Source organism: Candidatus Pantoea symbiotica (genome assembly GCF_056491525.1).
The window spans coordinates 3,359,603-3,375,585 of the sequence record NZ_JBSZHR010000002.1; the positions used below are offsets into that span (position 1 = coordinate 3,359,603).

Annotated in this window: 13 protein-coding genes; 7 read left to right on the forward strand and 6 right to left on the reverse strand. The window is 54.0% G+C overall.

What is annotated here, in order from left to right; all coding sequences use genetic code 11:
- The first annotated feature begins 108 nt into the window (after positions 1-108).
- Positions 109-414 (forward strand): ubiquinone biosynthesis accessory factor UbiK, encoded by a 306-nt coding sequence (gene ubiK / locus ACXIZX_RS16045; RefSeq protein WP_008103418.1) that lies wholly within the window; start codon positions 109-111, stop codon positions 412-414.
- A 37-nt stretch (positions 415-451) separates the two neighbouring features.
- On the opposite strand, the gene hldE is transcribed toward ubiK, so the two are convergent.
- From hldE to ACXIZX_RS16060, 3 genes are read right to left on the reverse strand one after another with little or no spacing between them, the layout of a single operon-like run.
- On the reverse strand, positions 452-1,876 hold the full coding sequence (hldE, locus tag ACXIZX_RS16050; RefSeq protein WP_008103420.1) for a bifunctional D-glycero-beta-D-manno-heptose-7-phosphate kinase/D-glycero-beta-D-manno-heptose 1-phosphate adenylyltransferase HldE: 1,425 nt from the start codon (positions 1,874-1,876) through the stop codon (positions 452-454).
- A 59-nt stretch (positions 1,877-1,935) separates the two neighbouring features.
- Positions 1,936-4,794 (reverse strand): bifunctional [glutamate--ammonia ligase]-adenylyl-L-tyrosine phosphorylase/[glutamate--ammonia-ligase] adenylyltransferase, encoded by a 2,859-nt coding sequence (gene glnE / locus ACXIZX_RS16055; protein ID WP_479404520.1) that lies wholly within the window; start codon positions 4,792-4,794, stop codon positions 1,936-1,938.
- A 25-nt stretch (positions 4,795-4,819) separates the two neighbouring features.
- A complete protein-coding gene (locus ACXIZX_RS16060) occupies positions 4,820-6,130 on the reverse strand; it encodes a CYTH domain-containing protein (protein ID WP_479404521.1) in 1,311 nt (436 codons plus the stop codon).
- A 204-nt stretch (positions 6,131-6,334) separates the two neighbouring features.
- Here ACXIZX_RS16060 and ACXIZX_RS16065 point away from each other — a divergent pair, with 204 nt between their 5' ends.
- Both ACXIZX_RS16065 and ACXIZX_RS16070 read left to right on the forward strand, forming a co-directional pair.
- Positions 6,335-6,958: a TIGR04211 family SH3 domain-containing protein gene (locus ACXIZX_RS16065; protein WP_008103426.1), complete on the forward strand. Its 624-nt coding sequence runs from the start codon at positions 6,335-6,337 to the stop codon at positions 6,956-6,958.
- A gap of 142 nt (positions 6,959-7,100) precedes the next feature.
- Positions 7,101-8,333: a multifunctional CCA addition/repair protein gene (locus ACXIZX_RS16070; RefSeq protein ID WP_479404522.1), complete on the forward strand. Its 1,233-nt coding sequence runs from the start codon at positions 7,101-7,103 to the stop codon at positions 8,331-8,333.
- Positions 8,334-8,351: 18 nt separating this feature from the next.
- Here ACXIZX_RS16070 and bacA read toward each other — a convergent pair whose 3' ends face one another.
- Together bacA and folB are read right to left on the reverse strand one after the other, a co-directional pair.
- Positions 8,352-9,170, reverse strand: coding sequence for an undecaprenyl-diphosphate phosphatase (gene bacA, locus ACXIZX_RS16075; protein WP_061720460.1), 819 nt, complete (start codon positions 9,168-9,170; stop codon positions 8,352-8,354).
- A gap of 191 nt (positions 9,171-9,361) precedes the next feature.
- On the reverse strand, positions 9,362-9,721 hold the full coding sequence (folB, locus tag ACXIZX_RS16080) for a bifunctional dihydroneopterin aldolase/7,8-dihydroneopterin epimerase (RefSeq protein ID WP_008103431.1): 360 nt from the start codon (positions 9,719-9,721) through the stop codon (positions 9,362-9,364).
- A 107-nt stretch (positions 9,722-9,828) separates the two neighbouring features.
- Here folB and plsY point away from each other — a divergent pair, with 107 nt between their 5' ends.
- Positions 9,829-10,428 carry a glycerol-3-phosphate 1-O-acyltransferase PlsY gene (gene plsY, locus ACXIZX_RS16085; RefSeq protein WP_061720459.1) on the forward strand — a complete coding sequence of 200 codons (600 nt, stop codon included), beginning with the start codon at positions 9,829-9,831 and terminating at the stop codon, positions 10,426-10,428.
- 30 nt (positions 10,429-10,458) lie between these two features.
- Here the strand turns inward: plsY and tsaD are convergent, their stop codons facing one another.
- A complete protein-coding gene (gene tsaD / locus ACXIZX_RS16090; RefSeq protein WP_179452117.1) occupies positions 10,459-11,472 on the reverse strand; it encodes a tRNA (adenosine(37)-N6)-threonylcarbamoyltransferase complex transferase subunit TsaD in 1,014 nt (337 codons plus the stop codon).
- Between the two features lie 281 nt (positions 11,473-11,753).
- Here tsaD and rpsU point away from each other — a divergent pair, with 281 nt between their 5' ends.
- The 3 genes from rpsU to rpoD all read left to right on the forward strand — a co-directional run bounded on the left by rpsU (position 11,754) and on the right by rpoD (position 15,974).
- Positions 11,754-11,969: a 30S ribosomal protein S21 gene (rpsU, locus tag ACXIZX_RS16095; RefSeq protein ID WP_008103436.1), complete on the forward strand. Its 216-nt coding sequence runs from the start codon at positions 11,754-11,756 to the stop codon at positions 11,967-11,969.
- Between the two features lie 118 nt (positions 11,970-12,087).
- Positions 12,088-13,845 carry a DNA primase gene (dnaG, locus tag ACXIZX_RS16100; RefSeq protein WP_479404523.1) on the forward strand — a complete coding sequence of 586 codons (1,758 nt, stop codon included), beginning with the start codon at positions 12,088-12,090 and terminating at the stop codon, positions 13,843-13,845.
- A gap of 287 nt (positions 13,846-14,132) precedes the next feature.
- Positions 14,133-15,974 carry an RNA polymerase sigma factor RpoD gene (rpoD, locus tag ACXIZX_RS16105; protein ID WP_008103440.1) on the forward strand — a complete coding sequence of 614 codons (1,842 nt, stop codon included), beginning with the start codon at positions 14,133-14,135 and terminating at the stop codon, positions 15,972-15,974.
- Positions 15,975-15,983 lie beyond the last annotated feature (9 nt).

The following is a 15,983-nucleotide window of genomic DNA, read 5'->3' on the forward strand; positions in this document are numbered from 1 at the left end:
TCCTGCGTTGCGGATTTCAGGTTTAACCTTTTCGTTTCAGGCATTACACTTAATAGCTATTGAGTCCGAACACGCGCAGCTATCGGCCACCGTAACCAGGAAATAATCATGATCGACACGAAAAAAATTGAACAACTGGCTCGCCAGGTACATGAAGCTATGCCGAAAGGGATTCGCGATTTTGGCGATGATGTCGAAAAGAAAATCCGTCAGGTATTGCAGGCGCAGTTGACGCGCATGGACCTGGTTAACCGTGAAGAGTTTGATGTGCAGACGCAGGTTCTGCTGCGTACGCGCGAGAAATTAGCTGCGCTGGAACAGCGTTTGGCGAAGTTAGAAAGTGAAAGTCCAGCAGCACCCGCGCCGGCAATCATCACGCCAGATCCTGCTGGAAAAATCGATACTCCGCAGTAAGCTCATCGGCGGGAGCATAACTCCCGCCGATTTACACTTAATGACTGCGAATCGTTTTGATGATGTTGCTGGTTGAGATGCCATCTTCGAAGTTAAGCACGCGCACGTCACCGCCGTTTGCCCACACTTCTTTGCTTCCCGCGATATCTTCCGGCTTGTAGTCGCCGCCTTTTACCAACAGATCCGGCAGTACGCCAGCAATCAGACGCTGTGGCGTGTCTTCTTCAAACAGTACAACCCAATCCACCGCTTCCAGCGCACCCAAAACAATCATGCGATTTTCTTGCGGATTGACCGGACGCGTTTCGCCTTTCAGACGCTTAGTCGAGGCATCACTGTTAACGGCCACAATCAGGCGATCGCCCAGCTTGCGCGCATTCGCCAGATAAGAAACATGGCCAGCGTGCAGGATGTCAAACACACCGTTGGTCATCACCACTTTTTCACCGCGCTGACGCGCCAGCGCAACAGCGGCTTTCAGTTCCGCTTCGGTCATCACACCAAATCCCGTTTCTGGACGGGCGTGAATGGCATTTTCCAGCTCAACCGTGCTGACTGTAGAAGTACCCAGCTTACCAACGACGACGCCGGCAGCAGCATTGGCAAGGAAACAGGCTTCTTCCAGGCTGTCGCCGGCTGCCAGCACCGCAGCCAGCACGCCAATCACCGTATCGCCCGCGCCGGTCACGTCATACACTTCCTGCGCCTGCGTAGGCAGATGCAGCGGTTCTTTGCCCGGCTGCAGCAGCGTCATACCGTTCTCTGAACGGGTGACCAGCAGCGCGGAGAGCTCATAATCAGCGATTAGCTGCATGCCACGGCTGACAATCTCTTCCACGGTTTTGCACTTACCCACCACCGCTTCAAATTCGGACAAATTTGGCGTTAGCAGTGTCGCACCGCGATAACGTTCAAAATCAGTGCCTTTGGGATCAATCAGCACCGGCACATTAGCTTCACGCGCCAGTTGAATCATAGTCTGTACGCTATTCAGCGCGCCTTTGGCGTAGTCAGACAGCACCAGCGCACCCGCTTGCGTCAGCGATTGACGCATACGATCGTGAATCGGCTGCGGATCAATCTGCTCAAAACCCTCTTCGAAATCGAGGCGAATCAGTTGCTGATTGCGCGACAGCACGCGCAGCTTAGTGATGGTTGGATGGCTTTGCACCGCCACAAAATCACAGTCGACATTCACCTTCTGCAGGGTTTCACTCAGCACGCGCGCGGCATCATCGGCGCCCGTCAAGCCAATCAGCCGTGATGCTGCACCGAGCGCAGCAATGTTCATGGCGACGTTTGCCGCGCCGCCTGGACGCTCTTCAATAGTATCCACTTTCACCACCGGCACCGGCGCTTCCGGGGAAATACGGCTGGTTGGGCCATACCAATAGCGATCTAACATTACATCGCCGACGACCAGCACAGTGGCCTTGCCAAAAGTGGGCAGTGTTACTTTCATTCAGAGACTCCAACACGGTCAAAATAATGCGCGGGATATTACCACATAAGCCATCAGGCTCACTGTTCCGCGCTGTCAGATTCGGTGCCGCTTAACCAACGCTGCCAACTGTTGTTGACCACCGCGCGCTCAGCGACAAAGGCTTCAGCTGCCACATGGCCCGGCAATTCCTGCAGCGCCAGATGGTGCAGCGCATCACGTAACGTGACGTAAGCATGCGTTAAAGCCTGCGCCTCTTCATCCGGCATAATGCCGTGACGCGCCATTAACTCGAAAATGCGGACGTTATCCGACCAGCGCGTCAACGCTGGCTGATGGGCCGCGTAGCCTAAGACAAGATATTGCGCGATGAATTCAATATCGGTGATACCGCCCTCATCGGTCTTAATTTCCCAGCGACCTTTGTGTTTATTGCTGAGATGCGCACGCATTTTTTCACGCATTTCACGCACTTCTTTTTGCAAGGTCTCGAATTCACGCGGCAGGCAAAGAATGCCACGTCGAATCTCATCAAAGCGTTCACATAGTGCAGGTTCGCCAAACACAATGCGCGCACGCACCAGCGCCTGATGTTCCCAGGTCCACGCCTCGCTGCGCTGGTATTCGTTAAATGCAGCAAAGGTACTGACCAGCATGCCCGCCGCGCCAGAAGGACGCAGACGCGCATCCACTTCATACAAAATGCCGGACGACGTGCGCGTACTAAACAGATGCATCACACGCTGCGCCAGGCGCAGATAGAACTGACGACCATCAATGACCCGCTCACCATCGGTTTCCGCATCATCCGGACAATCATGCAGGAACACCAAATCAAGATCAGAGCTATAACCCAGCTCCCAACCACCGAGCTTGCCGTAACCGACAACCGCAAAACCGCGCTCGTTGTCGCTGGTGAGATGCGATGGGCGACCATAGCGCTGCACCATCATCTGCCAGGCTTGCTGCACCACGGATTCGATAATCGCTTCTGCCAGCCAGGTTAAGTGATCGCTCACTTTCATCACGGGCAGCGTTTCAGCAATATCGGCAGCGGCGATGCGCAGATGCTGCGCCTGTTTAAACTGGCGTAGTGCTTCCAGCTGCTGCTCTTCGTCATCGGTAGGAATACGCAGCAAATACTGGCGCAGTTCGTCACGATAAGCGTCGGTCGCGGTAGGTTGATAAAGCGTTGCGGGATCGAGTAGCTCATCCAGCAGCAGCGGATAGCGCGCCAGCTGGCTGGCAACCATCGGTGATGCGGCACACAGACGAATCAGATGACGCAGCGCGCCATGATATTCGGTGAGTAATTCCAGATAAGTGCTGCGCGTCAGCACGCCCAGTAACAGCGGTGTCAGGCGGTTCAGCAGCACATCCGCATCTTCGCGCGGGCAGACTTCACTGAGCAGACGCGGCATCAACTGATCAAGCGCCAGACGACCGCGCGGACCAATGGTGCGGCGGCTTACATCCTGACGGAAGTTGTTCAACGCGTTGTAAAGCGCATGACGCTGCGCATCGTCCAGCTGCGGCACAACCGGGACGAGATCGCTCTCTTCCAGTGCGTCCTGCCACAAACCAGCAAATTCAGCCAACTGCGGCTGGTCGTCGACATCCGGCGCATCGTCGCCAATCAGCTCATCAAAGATGGCGCGCACACCGGCCATTTGCAGCTCCAGCTGCGCCATCAGTGCGCTCCAGTCTGCAGCGCCCATCGCCCAGGCTAAGCGCTGGCGGTCGAGTTCATTCTCTGGCAGCGTTTGCGTTTGCTCGTCATTAATACTTTGCAGCAGGTTTTCCAGCCGACGCAGGAACAGATAGGCTTCACGCAGATGCTCGATCTGTTTTTGACTTAACAGAGCCAGCTCGCCAATGGCTTCAAGCGTAGGGAGCAAGGAACGCAGTTGTAGTGAGCGCTCACGTCCACCGCGAATTAGCTGGAAGACCTGCACAATGAATTCTGTTTCACGAATGCCGCCAGCGCCGAGCTTAATGTTGTCTTTCAAGCCGCGTCGGCGCACTTCGCGCGCGATCATGCCCTTCATGTTTCGCAGCGATTGAATCACGCTGAAGTCGATATAGCGTCGATAGACGAACGGGCGCAGCATTTGCTGCAATTCCTGGCTCCAGTGTCCGTGATCGTCGCCCATCAGGCGGGCTTTGACCATCGCATAGCGTTCCCAGTCGCGGCCCTGCTCCTGATAATAATCTTCCAGTGCCGCAAAGCTCAGCACCAGCGGACCGCTATCACCGAACGGGCGCAGACGCATATCCACGCGATAGACAAACCCATCCACCGTAGGCTGATCGAGCACTTTGATCAGCCGCTGCCCCATACGCGTGAAGAATTGCGCATTGTCGAGCTCGCGCCGTCCACCTTGCGTAACGCCGTTTTCCGGCCAGGCAAAAATCAAATCGATATCAGAAGAGAAATTGAGTTCACAGCCGCCGAGTTTACCCATACCAAGAATCAACATCGGCTGAGCTTCACCGGCTTCATTGCATGGCGTACCGAAATCACGGCTGCAATCCTGCCAAACCCAGTCGCGCGCGGCAGCGATGAGAATTTCCGCCAGCGTACTGAGTTGCTGCAAACTTTGTTCGGTAGTGGCGTGTTGCATCGCCTGCATCCAGGCGATGCGCACCAGCATGTGACGACGGAACAAACGCAGTTCGCGCATCAGGGAGACTTCGTTATCAACGGCTCGCAGCGCGTCCTTCAGCCAGCTGGCATAGTGCTGCCACTCATCTGGCGCAGGCGCTTGCTGTTGCAGATGCTGCCACCATTCGGGATGCTGCTGCAGGTTATCGAGGATAAAGTCACTAAAAGTCAGCGCGCCCGCCTGTTCTGGCGTAAACGCTGAGGGTGGCAAATTAAGTCGCTCTGCCACATTAGCCAACTGCGCCTGCATTAGCGCCGGTAACGGTAACAACATCTTCTCTCCCTGATTGGATTTTTCGTTAGCGTTTGATTCCGCTATTGAGCCAGAACGGCGTCGGTTTAATCGCCAGATTCACCAATTGCATTAAGCCGTGATTCTGTTTGACGCGAATGGCGTGCTGTAACTCCAGCCAGCCTTCCAGCCAAACATTCACCTCTTCCGCCGGATAAGCGCCCGCCAGCAGATTTACCGCCAGCAGCTGGCGATTCAGGCGCGTCGCTTTATCCTGAAACTCATTGAACAGTTGCACGTCCACGAAGGTTTCACGAAGATCGGCTGAGATGCGGCTCAGCATAATATCGCTGAAGCGCTTAAACGATCCCTGCAGCTTGCTTTTGCTCTTGTCGTCGAGCCAGTTTTGCCACTGCGACTCCACCAGCCAGTGAGTAAGCGCTAACTGGGCTTCAACGGAGGTCAACGAGAAACACGTGGTTTCTGCATTATTCTCTTCATCGGCCAGCAACTCTTCCTGACGGGTTAACTTCTGGCGCAGATCGCTGCTGGCCTTGCGAGGCACCAACGCGCCAAACAGTGAGAACGCCTGACGTAGCGTTTCCAGCGCATCAATCACCGCCGCTTTGGCCTCTTTATTACCACGCAGCCACACTTCTTCATGGTATTGCCAATGATTCAGTGCCGCCGTCATCGCGTTAATCATGCCCTGCTCAACCGACGCTTTCGCGGCGATTTTCTGCAACGGCAACGTACGGATTGGACGCGGTAAATTACCCTGCGCCAGCTGGTAGCCACGCGCAGCTTTGCTCAGGCTGCCAAGCCGCAAGCCGCCCATCGCAACCAGCGCTTCAGCAAATTTCAGCATGTCATCGCGCTGTCCACTTTTGAGCTCAAGCTCAACTTCATAAAGCGGTTCGCTGAAATCACCGGCAGCGACTTCGCCGCGGTCAAATGCCACTTCAATTTCACTGTCGCCAAATTGCACCAGCCAGGCTTCGCGCTGGAAATGGGTGCTGAACAACGGCTGCAGGCGCGATTGCAGTGCGGCGATATCGGTGTCCTGCGGCCAGATCTCGGTTGGCAGGCGCGCGATATCCAGCTGCGGCTCGGTGAGATCAACATTATATTCAGGACGCTGATGCAAACCGCCGACGGTTTTTCCGGCTGCTTTCAGTGTCATTTCATAGCGTTGGTCAACGCCACGAATGCGCAGGCCCATGTCCCAACGACGCAGTTGATTATCATCGGTTTCATAATAGATGTTGGTCAGCTCGCGCGCGGCGAAGTGCTGATGTGGCCACGCGGCAAGCTTTTCAGCCAGTTTTTCGGCGGCTTGCGGTGTAGCAATGAACTTTAATTCGATTTCGATGGTCATAATTTTTTATTCAATACGCTGCTGGCACTTACGAGTTTAATCTGGCGAAGAGTAATGCACCGGAAGCCCGCTGTCTCCGCTTTCTTGTGCTTTTACGACCCTTTTCGCACCGGATTGAGACCAGGATAGTTCTCATTCAGATTTTTGAGAAGCGTCTCCAGACTGTGCCGGTAATTTTACGCCATTAAGAAAAAACGACATCGAATGAAAAAAATCACACTTGCTGCCCTTTCTTTGCTGGCTTTCAGCGCCATCACGCCTGCTCATGCTGCTGACGAAAAGCGTTACATCTCCGATGAATTGTCCACTTGGGTGCGCAGCGGTCCGGGCGATCAATATCGCCTGATCGGTAAGCTGAACGCCGGAGAGGAAGTCACCTTGCTGCAGACCAATAACGATTCTCAATATGGTCAGATTCGTGATGCAGAAGGCAAAACCAACTGGATTCCACTGTCGCAGCTGAGCGCCAATCCGAGCCTGCGAACCCGCGTGCCGCAGCTGGAGCAGCAGGTTAAAGACCTGACGGCCAAGCTAGCGAATATCGATAACAGCTGGAATCAGCGCACGTCCGAGATGCAAAACAAAGTCGCCAACAGCGACGGCACCATTGATGGCCTGAAAGCCGAGAATCAGAAGCTGAAAAATGAGCTGATTGTCGCGCAGAAGAAAGTGAGTGCCGCCAACGTACAGCTGGATGACAAGCAGCGCACCATCATCATGCAGTGGTTTATGTATGGTGGCGGCGTGCTGGGCGTTGGTTTGCTGTTGGGTCTGTTGCTGCCGCATATGGTGCCGCGTCGCAAGAAAAACGATCGCTGGATGAACTAACGCGCCACGCAGATTTGTTCTTTTATTTAAGGGGATCGTAAGATGCCCTTTTTGGCGTGCCCGATATTTAGCCAAAGTATGCAACAATAAAGTAACAAGCGTGTTCAGCACGCAATTTCTGATTTGCCTCTGGAGTGGTTGAGTGAAGACGTTTCTGGTCGGTGGCGCAGTGCGCGATGCCTTACTGCGTTTGCCGGTAAAAGATAGAGATTGGGTGGTTGTTGGCGCGACGCCAGATTCGATGCTGGCGGAAGGTTATCAGCAGGTTGGCCGGGATTTTCCGGTTTTTTTGCATCCGCGCAGCCGTGAAGAGTATGCGCTGGCGCGTACGGAACGCAAAAGCGGCAACGGTTACACCGGTTTTGTGACGCAGTTCGCGCCGGATGTCACGCTCGAGCAAGATCTGCAGCGCCGCGATCTCACCATCAATGCCATCGCCCAAAGCGACAGTGGTGAGCTGATTGATCCTTATGGCGGTCAGCGCGATTTGGCACAACGCCAGCTGCGCCATGTATCCGCCGCCTTTAACGAAGATCCGCTGCGTGTATTACGCGTGGCGCGTTTCGCCGCCCGCTTTGCCCATCTTAATTTCCGTATTGCCGATGAAACCCAGGCGCTGATGCGCGAAATGGCGGTCAGCGGCGAACTGGCACATCTCACCGCAGAACGCGTGTGGAAAGAGACGGAAAAAGCGTTGCTGACGCGCAATCCACAGGTCTATTTCCAGGTGCTACGTGATTGCGGCGCGCTGCAGGTGCTGTTCCCGGAAATCGATAACCTGTATGGCATTCCGGCACCGATCAAATGGCATCCTGAAATTGATACCGGCATCCATGCGCTGATGACGCTGGCGATGTCCGCCGCGCTCTCGGATCAACTTGATGTGCGTTTCGCTACGTTGTTCCACGATGTCGGTAAGGCACTGACGCCACCGGAAAAATGGCCGAGCCATCATGGTCATGGCCTCGCGGGCGTGCCGATTGTTGAAGCGCTGTGCCAGCGCCTGCGCGTGCCGAATCAGGTACGTGATTTGGCGTTAGTGGTGACCGAATTCCATGACGTGGTGCACACCATTGAACGCCAGCCGGCTGACGCATTAATCGCGCTGTTTGATCGCATCGATGCCTGGCGTAAGCCCGATCGCGTGGAGAAAATGGCGCTGACCAGCGAAGCGGATGCGCGCGGGCGTGCTGGCCTGGAAAGCATGGCTTATCCGCAAGGCGACTATTTGCGTCTGGCGTTTACGCTGGCGCAAGCGGTACCCACCAAAGATGTGGTTGCAGCAGGTTTTAAAGGGGCAGAAGTGCGGGAAGAGTTGACGCGTCGGCGTGTTGCGGTGCTGCAGGCGGAATTGATTAACGCGCGGCCAGTGTAACCGGCCGCGCGTGGCAATTTACATAAAGATGGCGTAAACCACGGCCGCCACAATGAAGCGGTAGATAGCGAAAGAGACAAACGAAATACGCTTGATCAGCTCAAGGAACACTTTGATTGCCAGCAGCGCCACAACGAAGGCGGTGACAAAACCGACGGCAAACATCGGGAAATCCTGCATTGTCAGGAAGCTGAGGCTCTTGTAGAGATCCAGTCCGGTTGCACCAATCATCATCGGCACCGCCAGAATGAACGAGAACTCCGACGCCGCATAACGGCTCACGCCCATCAGCATACCGCCAGAAATCGTCGCACCTGAGCGCGAGAAGCCCGGCCACAGCGCCAGACACTGGAAGCAGCCAATCATAAACGCTTGCAGGTAAGTGATATCGTCAACGCCCACTGCTTTAGGTTGCTTAGGCTTGAAGTATTCCGCCACCAGCAGCAGCACACCACCAACCACCAGCGCATACATCACGTTGATCGGGTTAAACAGCGTTTTGATTTGGTCATGCAGCAGCAAACCAATCACCACCGCCGGCACCATACCCAACAAAATATGAATCAGCGTCAGACGACCTGTACCGACACCTTCATGTTTGACCTCACCGAAGTGAATGCCGATCAAACCAAACAGGCGGCGCCAGAACATCACGACCACAGCGAGGATGGAACCGAGTTGAATTACAACTTCGAAGGTTTCAGCGGTCTGGCCTTCAAAACCCAACAGATGACCAACAATTATCATGTGGCCCGTGGAAGAGACCGGCAGGAATTCCGTGAGGCCTTCTACAACCCCCAGGATTGCAGCTACCCAAAGCTGGTGAATGTCTGCCATCAAAATATTTCCTCTATCCGTTTTAAACAGTAAAAAGGCGGTCGCAAAGGGCTACCGCCTGAAATTATGCCTGCGTCACGCTGAAGGAAACCTTAAGAAATTCGGTAACTTCCTGCTCGTTAGCGCAACGGCCTCAAGTGAGACACACCATAATTTGGTTTGGTTTCATTGTGATGGCAATCACGGAAGTTTTATTTCGGAATAGTCCCGCGCTCAATACGCACGCCAACGCTGGCCGCCTGGGCTACAGCGCCCGGTTTGCCTACCTTTATACGTACTCCGGGGGTTTTGAAACGATTCATCAACAGATCGGCGATTTCTTCTGCCACCCTTTCAACCAGGGCAAAACGCTGACCTTGCAGATGATTGAGGATCACTTCGGTGACATCGGCGTAGCTCAGGCAATCATTCACATCGTCGCTGGCCGCGGCCTGACGGTTGTCCCACGCCATTTCGACATCGAGCACCAGCTTCTGCTGCATGCCCTGTTCCCAGTCGTAAACGCCAATAGTCGTGAACACGGTAAGCTGCTCGATAAATACGATATCCATGATGTCAGTCTCTGTTTTTGGCTAAGCCGGATACCACTTCCGGCGGATTATGCGTATTATCCACGCTTATCGAGAACAAAACGACCCAAAAGGAACGGTACGACGCTATGAGTGCTATCGCGCTTGGTATGATTATTTTCGCGTATCTTTGCGGCTCGATTTCCAGTGCGATACTGGTCTGTAAACTGGCTGGTTTACCCGATCCGCGTTCGCAAGGCTCAGGCAATCCTGGCGCGACCAACGTTTTACGCATTGGTGGCAAAGCCGCCGCTGCCGCAGTGCTGATCTTCGATGTGGCAAAAGGCATGCTGCCGGTGTGGATCGCTTATCTGCTGCACGTTGCCCCGCTCTATCTTGGCCTCACGGCGATTGCCGCCTGTCTGGGCCACATCTATCCGGTGTTCTTTCGTTTTCGCGGCGGTAAAGGCGTGGCGACCGCCTTTGGTGCGATTGCGCCGATTGGCTGGGATTTGACGGGATTAATGACCGGCACCTGGCTGCTGACGGTACTGCTGAGCGGCTATTCATCGCTTGGTGCGATTGTCAGCGCACTGATCGCACCGTTTTACGTGTGGTGGTTCAAACCGCAATTCACTTTCCCCGTTTCGATGCTTTCGTGCCTGATTCTGTTGCGGCACCACGACAACATCCAGCGCCTATGGCGCGGCCAGGAAAATAAGATCTGGAAGCGGAAGAAGAAGAAATAAAAAAACCGGCGCGAGGCCGGTTTTTTTATTTTAGATGGCGGGTAATTCAGACAGCGGCCAGCGCGGTCGCACACTGACGCCGAGTCCACCACTGGTGCCGCCTTTGAGGCGCACCATGCCAGCGTAAGCAATCATCGCGCCGTTATCAGTGCAAAACTCAGGGCGTGCATAAAACACTTCGCCGCCACGCTTTTGCATCATCTCAGCCATGCGCTCACGCAGCGTGCGGTTCGCGCTGACGCCACCCGCAATCACCAAACGTTTGAAGCTGGTCTGCTCGAGCGCACGCTTGCACTTAATCATTAAGGTATCAACCACCGCATCTTCAAACGCGCGAGCGATATCCGCGCGCGCTTGCTCGTCGCCCTGATGCTCGCGAATGGTGTTCGCTGCAAAGGTTTTCAGGCCGGAGAAGCTAAAATCCAGCCCCGGACGATCGGTCATTGGCCGTGGGAAGCGGAAACGGTTTGGTGTGCCCTGCTGCGCCATACGCGACAGCATCGGTCCGCCCGGATAATCCAGCCCCAGCAGCTTGGCAGTTTTATCAAACGCTTCGCCTGCCGCATCGTCAATCGATTCGCCCAGTAAGGTGTATTCACCAATTCCGGTCACGCTGATCAATTGTGTATGTCCGCCGGAAACCAGCAGCGCAACAAACGGGAATTCCGGCGGATTCTCTTCCAACATTGGCGCCAGAAGATGCCCTTCCATGTGATGCACCGGCACCGCCGGCACATTCCAGGCGAACGCCAGCGCACGACCAATGGTGGCGCCAACCAGCAGCGCGCCCACCAATCCGGGTCCGGCAGTGTAGGCAACGCCATCAATCTGTTGTGGTTCAAGGCCTGCTTCTTTCAGTGCCGCCTGAATCAGCGGCACAGTTTTACGGACGTGGTCACGCGATGCCAGTTCCGGCACCACTCCGCCGTAATCGGCATGCAGTTTCACCTGGCTATATAGTTGATTTGCCAGCAGACCGGACGCATCGTCATAAATCGCGATGCCGGTTTCATCGCAGGACGTTTCAATACCCAGAACTCGCATAGCTTTTATCACCCTCTTCGTGCGGCGCGCATTGTAACACAGGCAATTCTCACGCCAGAGACTTTGCCCCTGAAAAAGTGTTTTTCTGTCGCACAAAGAGTGCGCTATACTCCACGGCCTGAAAAAACCGGCAGCCGCGATGGCATATGCCCCTGTTGGTTCTAAATTATACATGGTGCTTTACAAGTCGGCCGCGGCTGGAGTAAAATGCTGCACCATTTTGAAATGTGCTGGCGCCGCAGTCAGCAGCAAAAACCGAATTTTATCGAGGTAAGAGTTACATGCCGGTAATTAAAGTACGTGAAAACGAGCCGTTCGACGTAGCACTGCGTCGCTTCAAGCGTTCATGCGAGAAAGCAGGTGTTTTGGCAGAAGTTCGTAGCCGTGAGTTCTACGAGAAGCCTACCACTGAGCGTAAGCGCGCTAAAGCATCTGCAGTTAAGCGTCATGCCAAGAAACTGGCTCGCGAAAACGCACGCCGCACTCGTCTGTACTAATTTCTTGCGGAAGCTTGCTTCCGCCGCGTGATAAACGCAGACAGAGTCAAGTAAAAGGCCGTGCTTTCCGAAAGGAAGCGCGGCTTGTTGTCGTTTATGAGCTGAAAAATCGGGGCTTATGGCTGGACGAATTCCACGCATATTTATCAACGACTTACTTGCCCGCACGGACATCGTGGATATTATCGATGCCCGCGTTAAGCTGAAAAAGCAGGGTAAGAACTATCACGCGTGCTGTCCTTTCCATAACGAGAAAACCCCCTCTTTCACCGTAAGCGGTGAGAAGCAGTTTTATTACTGCTTCGGCTGTGGCGCCAAAGGTAACGCCATCGACTTCCTGATGAATCACGATCGTCTGGAATTTGTTGAGAGCGTTGAGGAGCTGGCCACGCTTCATGGCTTAGAAGTGCCGTATGAAGCGGGCAATGGTCCTAGCCAGATGGAGCGCCATCAACGTCAAAGTCTTTATCAGTTGCTGGATGGCCTGAACGGCTTCTATCAACAGAGCCTGCGTAATCCACAAGCGCAATCTGCACAGAATTATCTCGCCACGCGTGGTCTTAGTCAGGAAGTGATCGATCACTTCGCTATCGGCTATGCGCCTGCCGGTTGGGATAATGCTCTGAAGCGCTTTGGGCAGCAGAAAGACGATCGCGAATCACTGATGGAAGCGGGCATGTTGGTCAGCAATGACTCAGGCCGCACCTACGATCGCTTCCGCGATCGCGTGATGTTCCCTATTCGCGATAAGCGTGGCCGCGTGATTGGTTTTGGTGGCCGCGTGCTGGGCAACGATACGCCGAAGTATCTGAACTCGCCTGAAACGCCGATTTTCCATAAAGGCCGCCAGTTATACGGACTTTATGAAGCGCAGAAAAATCATCCGCAACCCACGCGTTTGCTGGTTGTCGAAGGTTATATGGACGTGGTGGCGCTGGCGCAGTTTGGCATCGATTATGCCGTTGCATCGCTGGGTACCTCGACCACTGCTGAACACGTTCAGCTGCTTTACCGCTCAACGGATACCGTGATTTGCTGTTACGACGGCGACCGCGCCGGACGTGAAGCGGCATGGCGTACGCTCGAAACCGCATTGCCTTACATGAATGATGGTCGTCAGCTACGCTTTATGTTTTTGCCCGATGGCGAAGATCCGGACACGCTGGTACGCAAAGAGGGCAAAGAAGCCTTTGAAGCGCGGATGGAGCAGGCTACACCGCTCTCCACGTTTCTGTTTGACAGCCTGATGCCGCAAGTGGATTTGAGTACGCGCGATGGCAAAGCCAAACTGTCCACGCTTGCTCAACCTATGATTGATCAAGTGCCAGAAGGTAGTTTGCGCGACTCATTGAATGTGATGCTCGGCAATAGCTTAGGAATGCTCTACGACCCTCAGTACGAAAAGGCATTAAGAAATTTAGGGCTGAAAAAAAATTCCGAAGAGGGTAAATCAACGGCACCAGCGTTAAAACGCACCACCATGCGCGTATTGATCGCGTTATTAGTGCAGAATCCGCAATTTGCCTCCATCGTGCCTACACTGGATGGACTGGAGCAGTCAAAAATGGCGGGTTTACCGCTATTTGTGGAGTTAGTCAGTCGTTGTACAGAGAATCCTGGCCTGACCACCGGACAGCTACTAGAGTTATATCGCGGAACAAATTTTAGCCAGCCCCTTGAAACACTGGCCACCTGGAACCACATGATAGTGGATGAAGAGGCGGAAGAAGTGTTCCAGGATTCACTGGCAAGCATTTACGATTCCGCGCTCGAACAGCGCCTTGAAGCGCTTATCGCACGTGAGCGAACGGAAGGCCTTAGCGCCATCGAACGCCGCGAGTTCTGGGCTCTAAGCCAGGCATTAGCGAAAAAATAAGATTTTAACTGGGTCAGAACCGCAAGTAGGTTAAAAACGGCATTCTGGCGCAGTGATTTCCGGATTTATAGACGCGATAAGCGAAGCCGGAAACATCAACATATTAGGGCTGTTGGCCTTGAAGCCAAGCCCGGAAAGAACACAAGCGGCTTAAGTGCCGATTATAGAAGGGCAAAGGCCCTGGCCGCGATGTAGGCAGCGGCAAAAACACAACGCCTTCACTGTTATTGTTGGCTTTCGCCGCCGACCGACACCAATCTAATTAACAGAAGTGTGGATACCGTCTTATGGAGCAAAACCCGCAGTCACAGCTTAAGCTACTTGTCACCCGTGGTAAGGAGCAAGGCTATTTGACCTATGCTGAGGTCAATGACCATCTGCCGGAAGATATCGTCGACTCCGATCAGATCGAAGACATCATCCAGATGATTAACGACATGGGTATTCAGGTTGTTGAAGAAGCGCCTGATGCTGATGATCTGATACTGAATGAAAACAGCTCCGATACTGACGAAGATGCCGCAGAAGCCGCCGCTCAGGTTTTATCCAGTGTTGAATCTGAAATTGGCCGTACCACCGACCCGGTGCGCATGTACATGCGCGAAATGGGTACCGTTGAACTGCTGACGCGCGAAGGCGAAATTGACATCGCTAAGCGCATCGAAGACGGTATCAACCAGGTCCAATGCTCTGTAGCCGAATATCCGGAAGCGATCACCTATCTGCTCGATCAGTACGATCGCGTAGAAGCGGGCGATGCTCGCCTGTCTGACTTGATCATCGGTTTCATCGATCCGAACGCAGAAGAAGATATCGCGCCGACCGCCACCAACGTCGGTTCTGAGTTATCGCAGGAAGACCGTGATGACGACGAAGAAGAAGATGAAGACGATGACGACAGCTCTGATGACGATAACTCAATCGATCCAGAACTGGCTCGCGAGAAGTTTGGCGACCTGCGCACGCAGTACGAAACCACGCGCACCGTCATCAAAGCCAAAGGCCGCAGCCATGCTGACGCCGTAGCCGAAATCCAGAACCTCTCTGAAGTGTTCAAGCAATTCCGCCTGGTACCGAAGCAGTTCGACTACCTGGTAAACAATATGCGTGAAATGATGGAGCGCGTGCGTACGCAAGAGCGCCTGATCATGAAGCTGTGTATTGAACTGTGCAAAATGCCGAAGAAAAACTTCATCACGCTGTTTACCGGCAACGAAACCAACCCAAGCTGGTTCAAAGCCGCGCTGGCCATGAACAAGCCGTGGTCTGAGAAGCTGCTGGAAGTTGAAGATGATGTGAATCGTTCGCTGTACAAACTGCAGCAGATCGAAGAAGAAACCGGCTTGACCATCGAGCAGGTGAAGGACATCAACCGTCGCATGTCTATCGGCGAAGCGAAAGCGCGTCGTGCGAAGAAAGAGATGGTTGAAGCAAACTTACGTCTGGTTATCTCTATCGCCAAGAAATACACCAACCGTGGTCTGCAGTTCCTCGATCTGATTCAGGAAGGCAACATCGGCCTGATGAAAGCCGTTGATAAGTTTGAATACCGTCGTGGTTATAAGTTCTCAACTTACGCCACATGGTGGATTCGTCAGGCTATCACCCGCTCTATCGCTGACCAGGCGCGCACCATCCGTATTCCGGTGCATATGATTGAGACCATCAACAAACTCAACCGTATTTCGCGTCAGATGCTGCAGGAAATGGGTCGCGAACCGACGCCGGAAGAGCTGGCTGAACGTATGCTGATGCCTGAAGATAAGATCCGCAAGGTGCTGAAAATCGCTAAAGAGCCAATCTCTATGGAGACGCCGATTGGTGATGATGAAGATTCGCATCTGGGCGATTTTATCGAAGACACCACGCTGGAGCTGCCGCTGGATTCCGCTACTTCGGAAAGCCTGCGCTCAGCGACTCACGACGTGCTGGCTGGCCTGACCGCGCGTGAAGCGAAAGTGTTGCGTATGCGTTTCGGTATCGATATGAACACCGACCACACGCTGGAAGAGGTTGGCAAACAGTTTGATGTAACGCGTGAGCGTATTCGTCAGATCGAAGCCAAGGCGCTGCGTAAACTGCGTCACCCAAGCCGCTCAGAAGTACTGCGTAGCTTCCTCGACGATTAATTGTTGTCG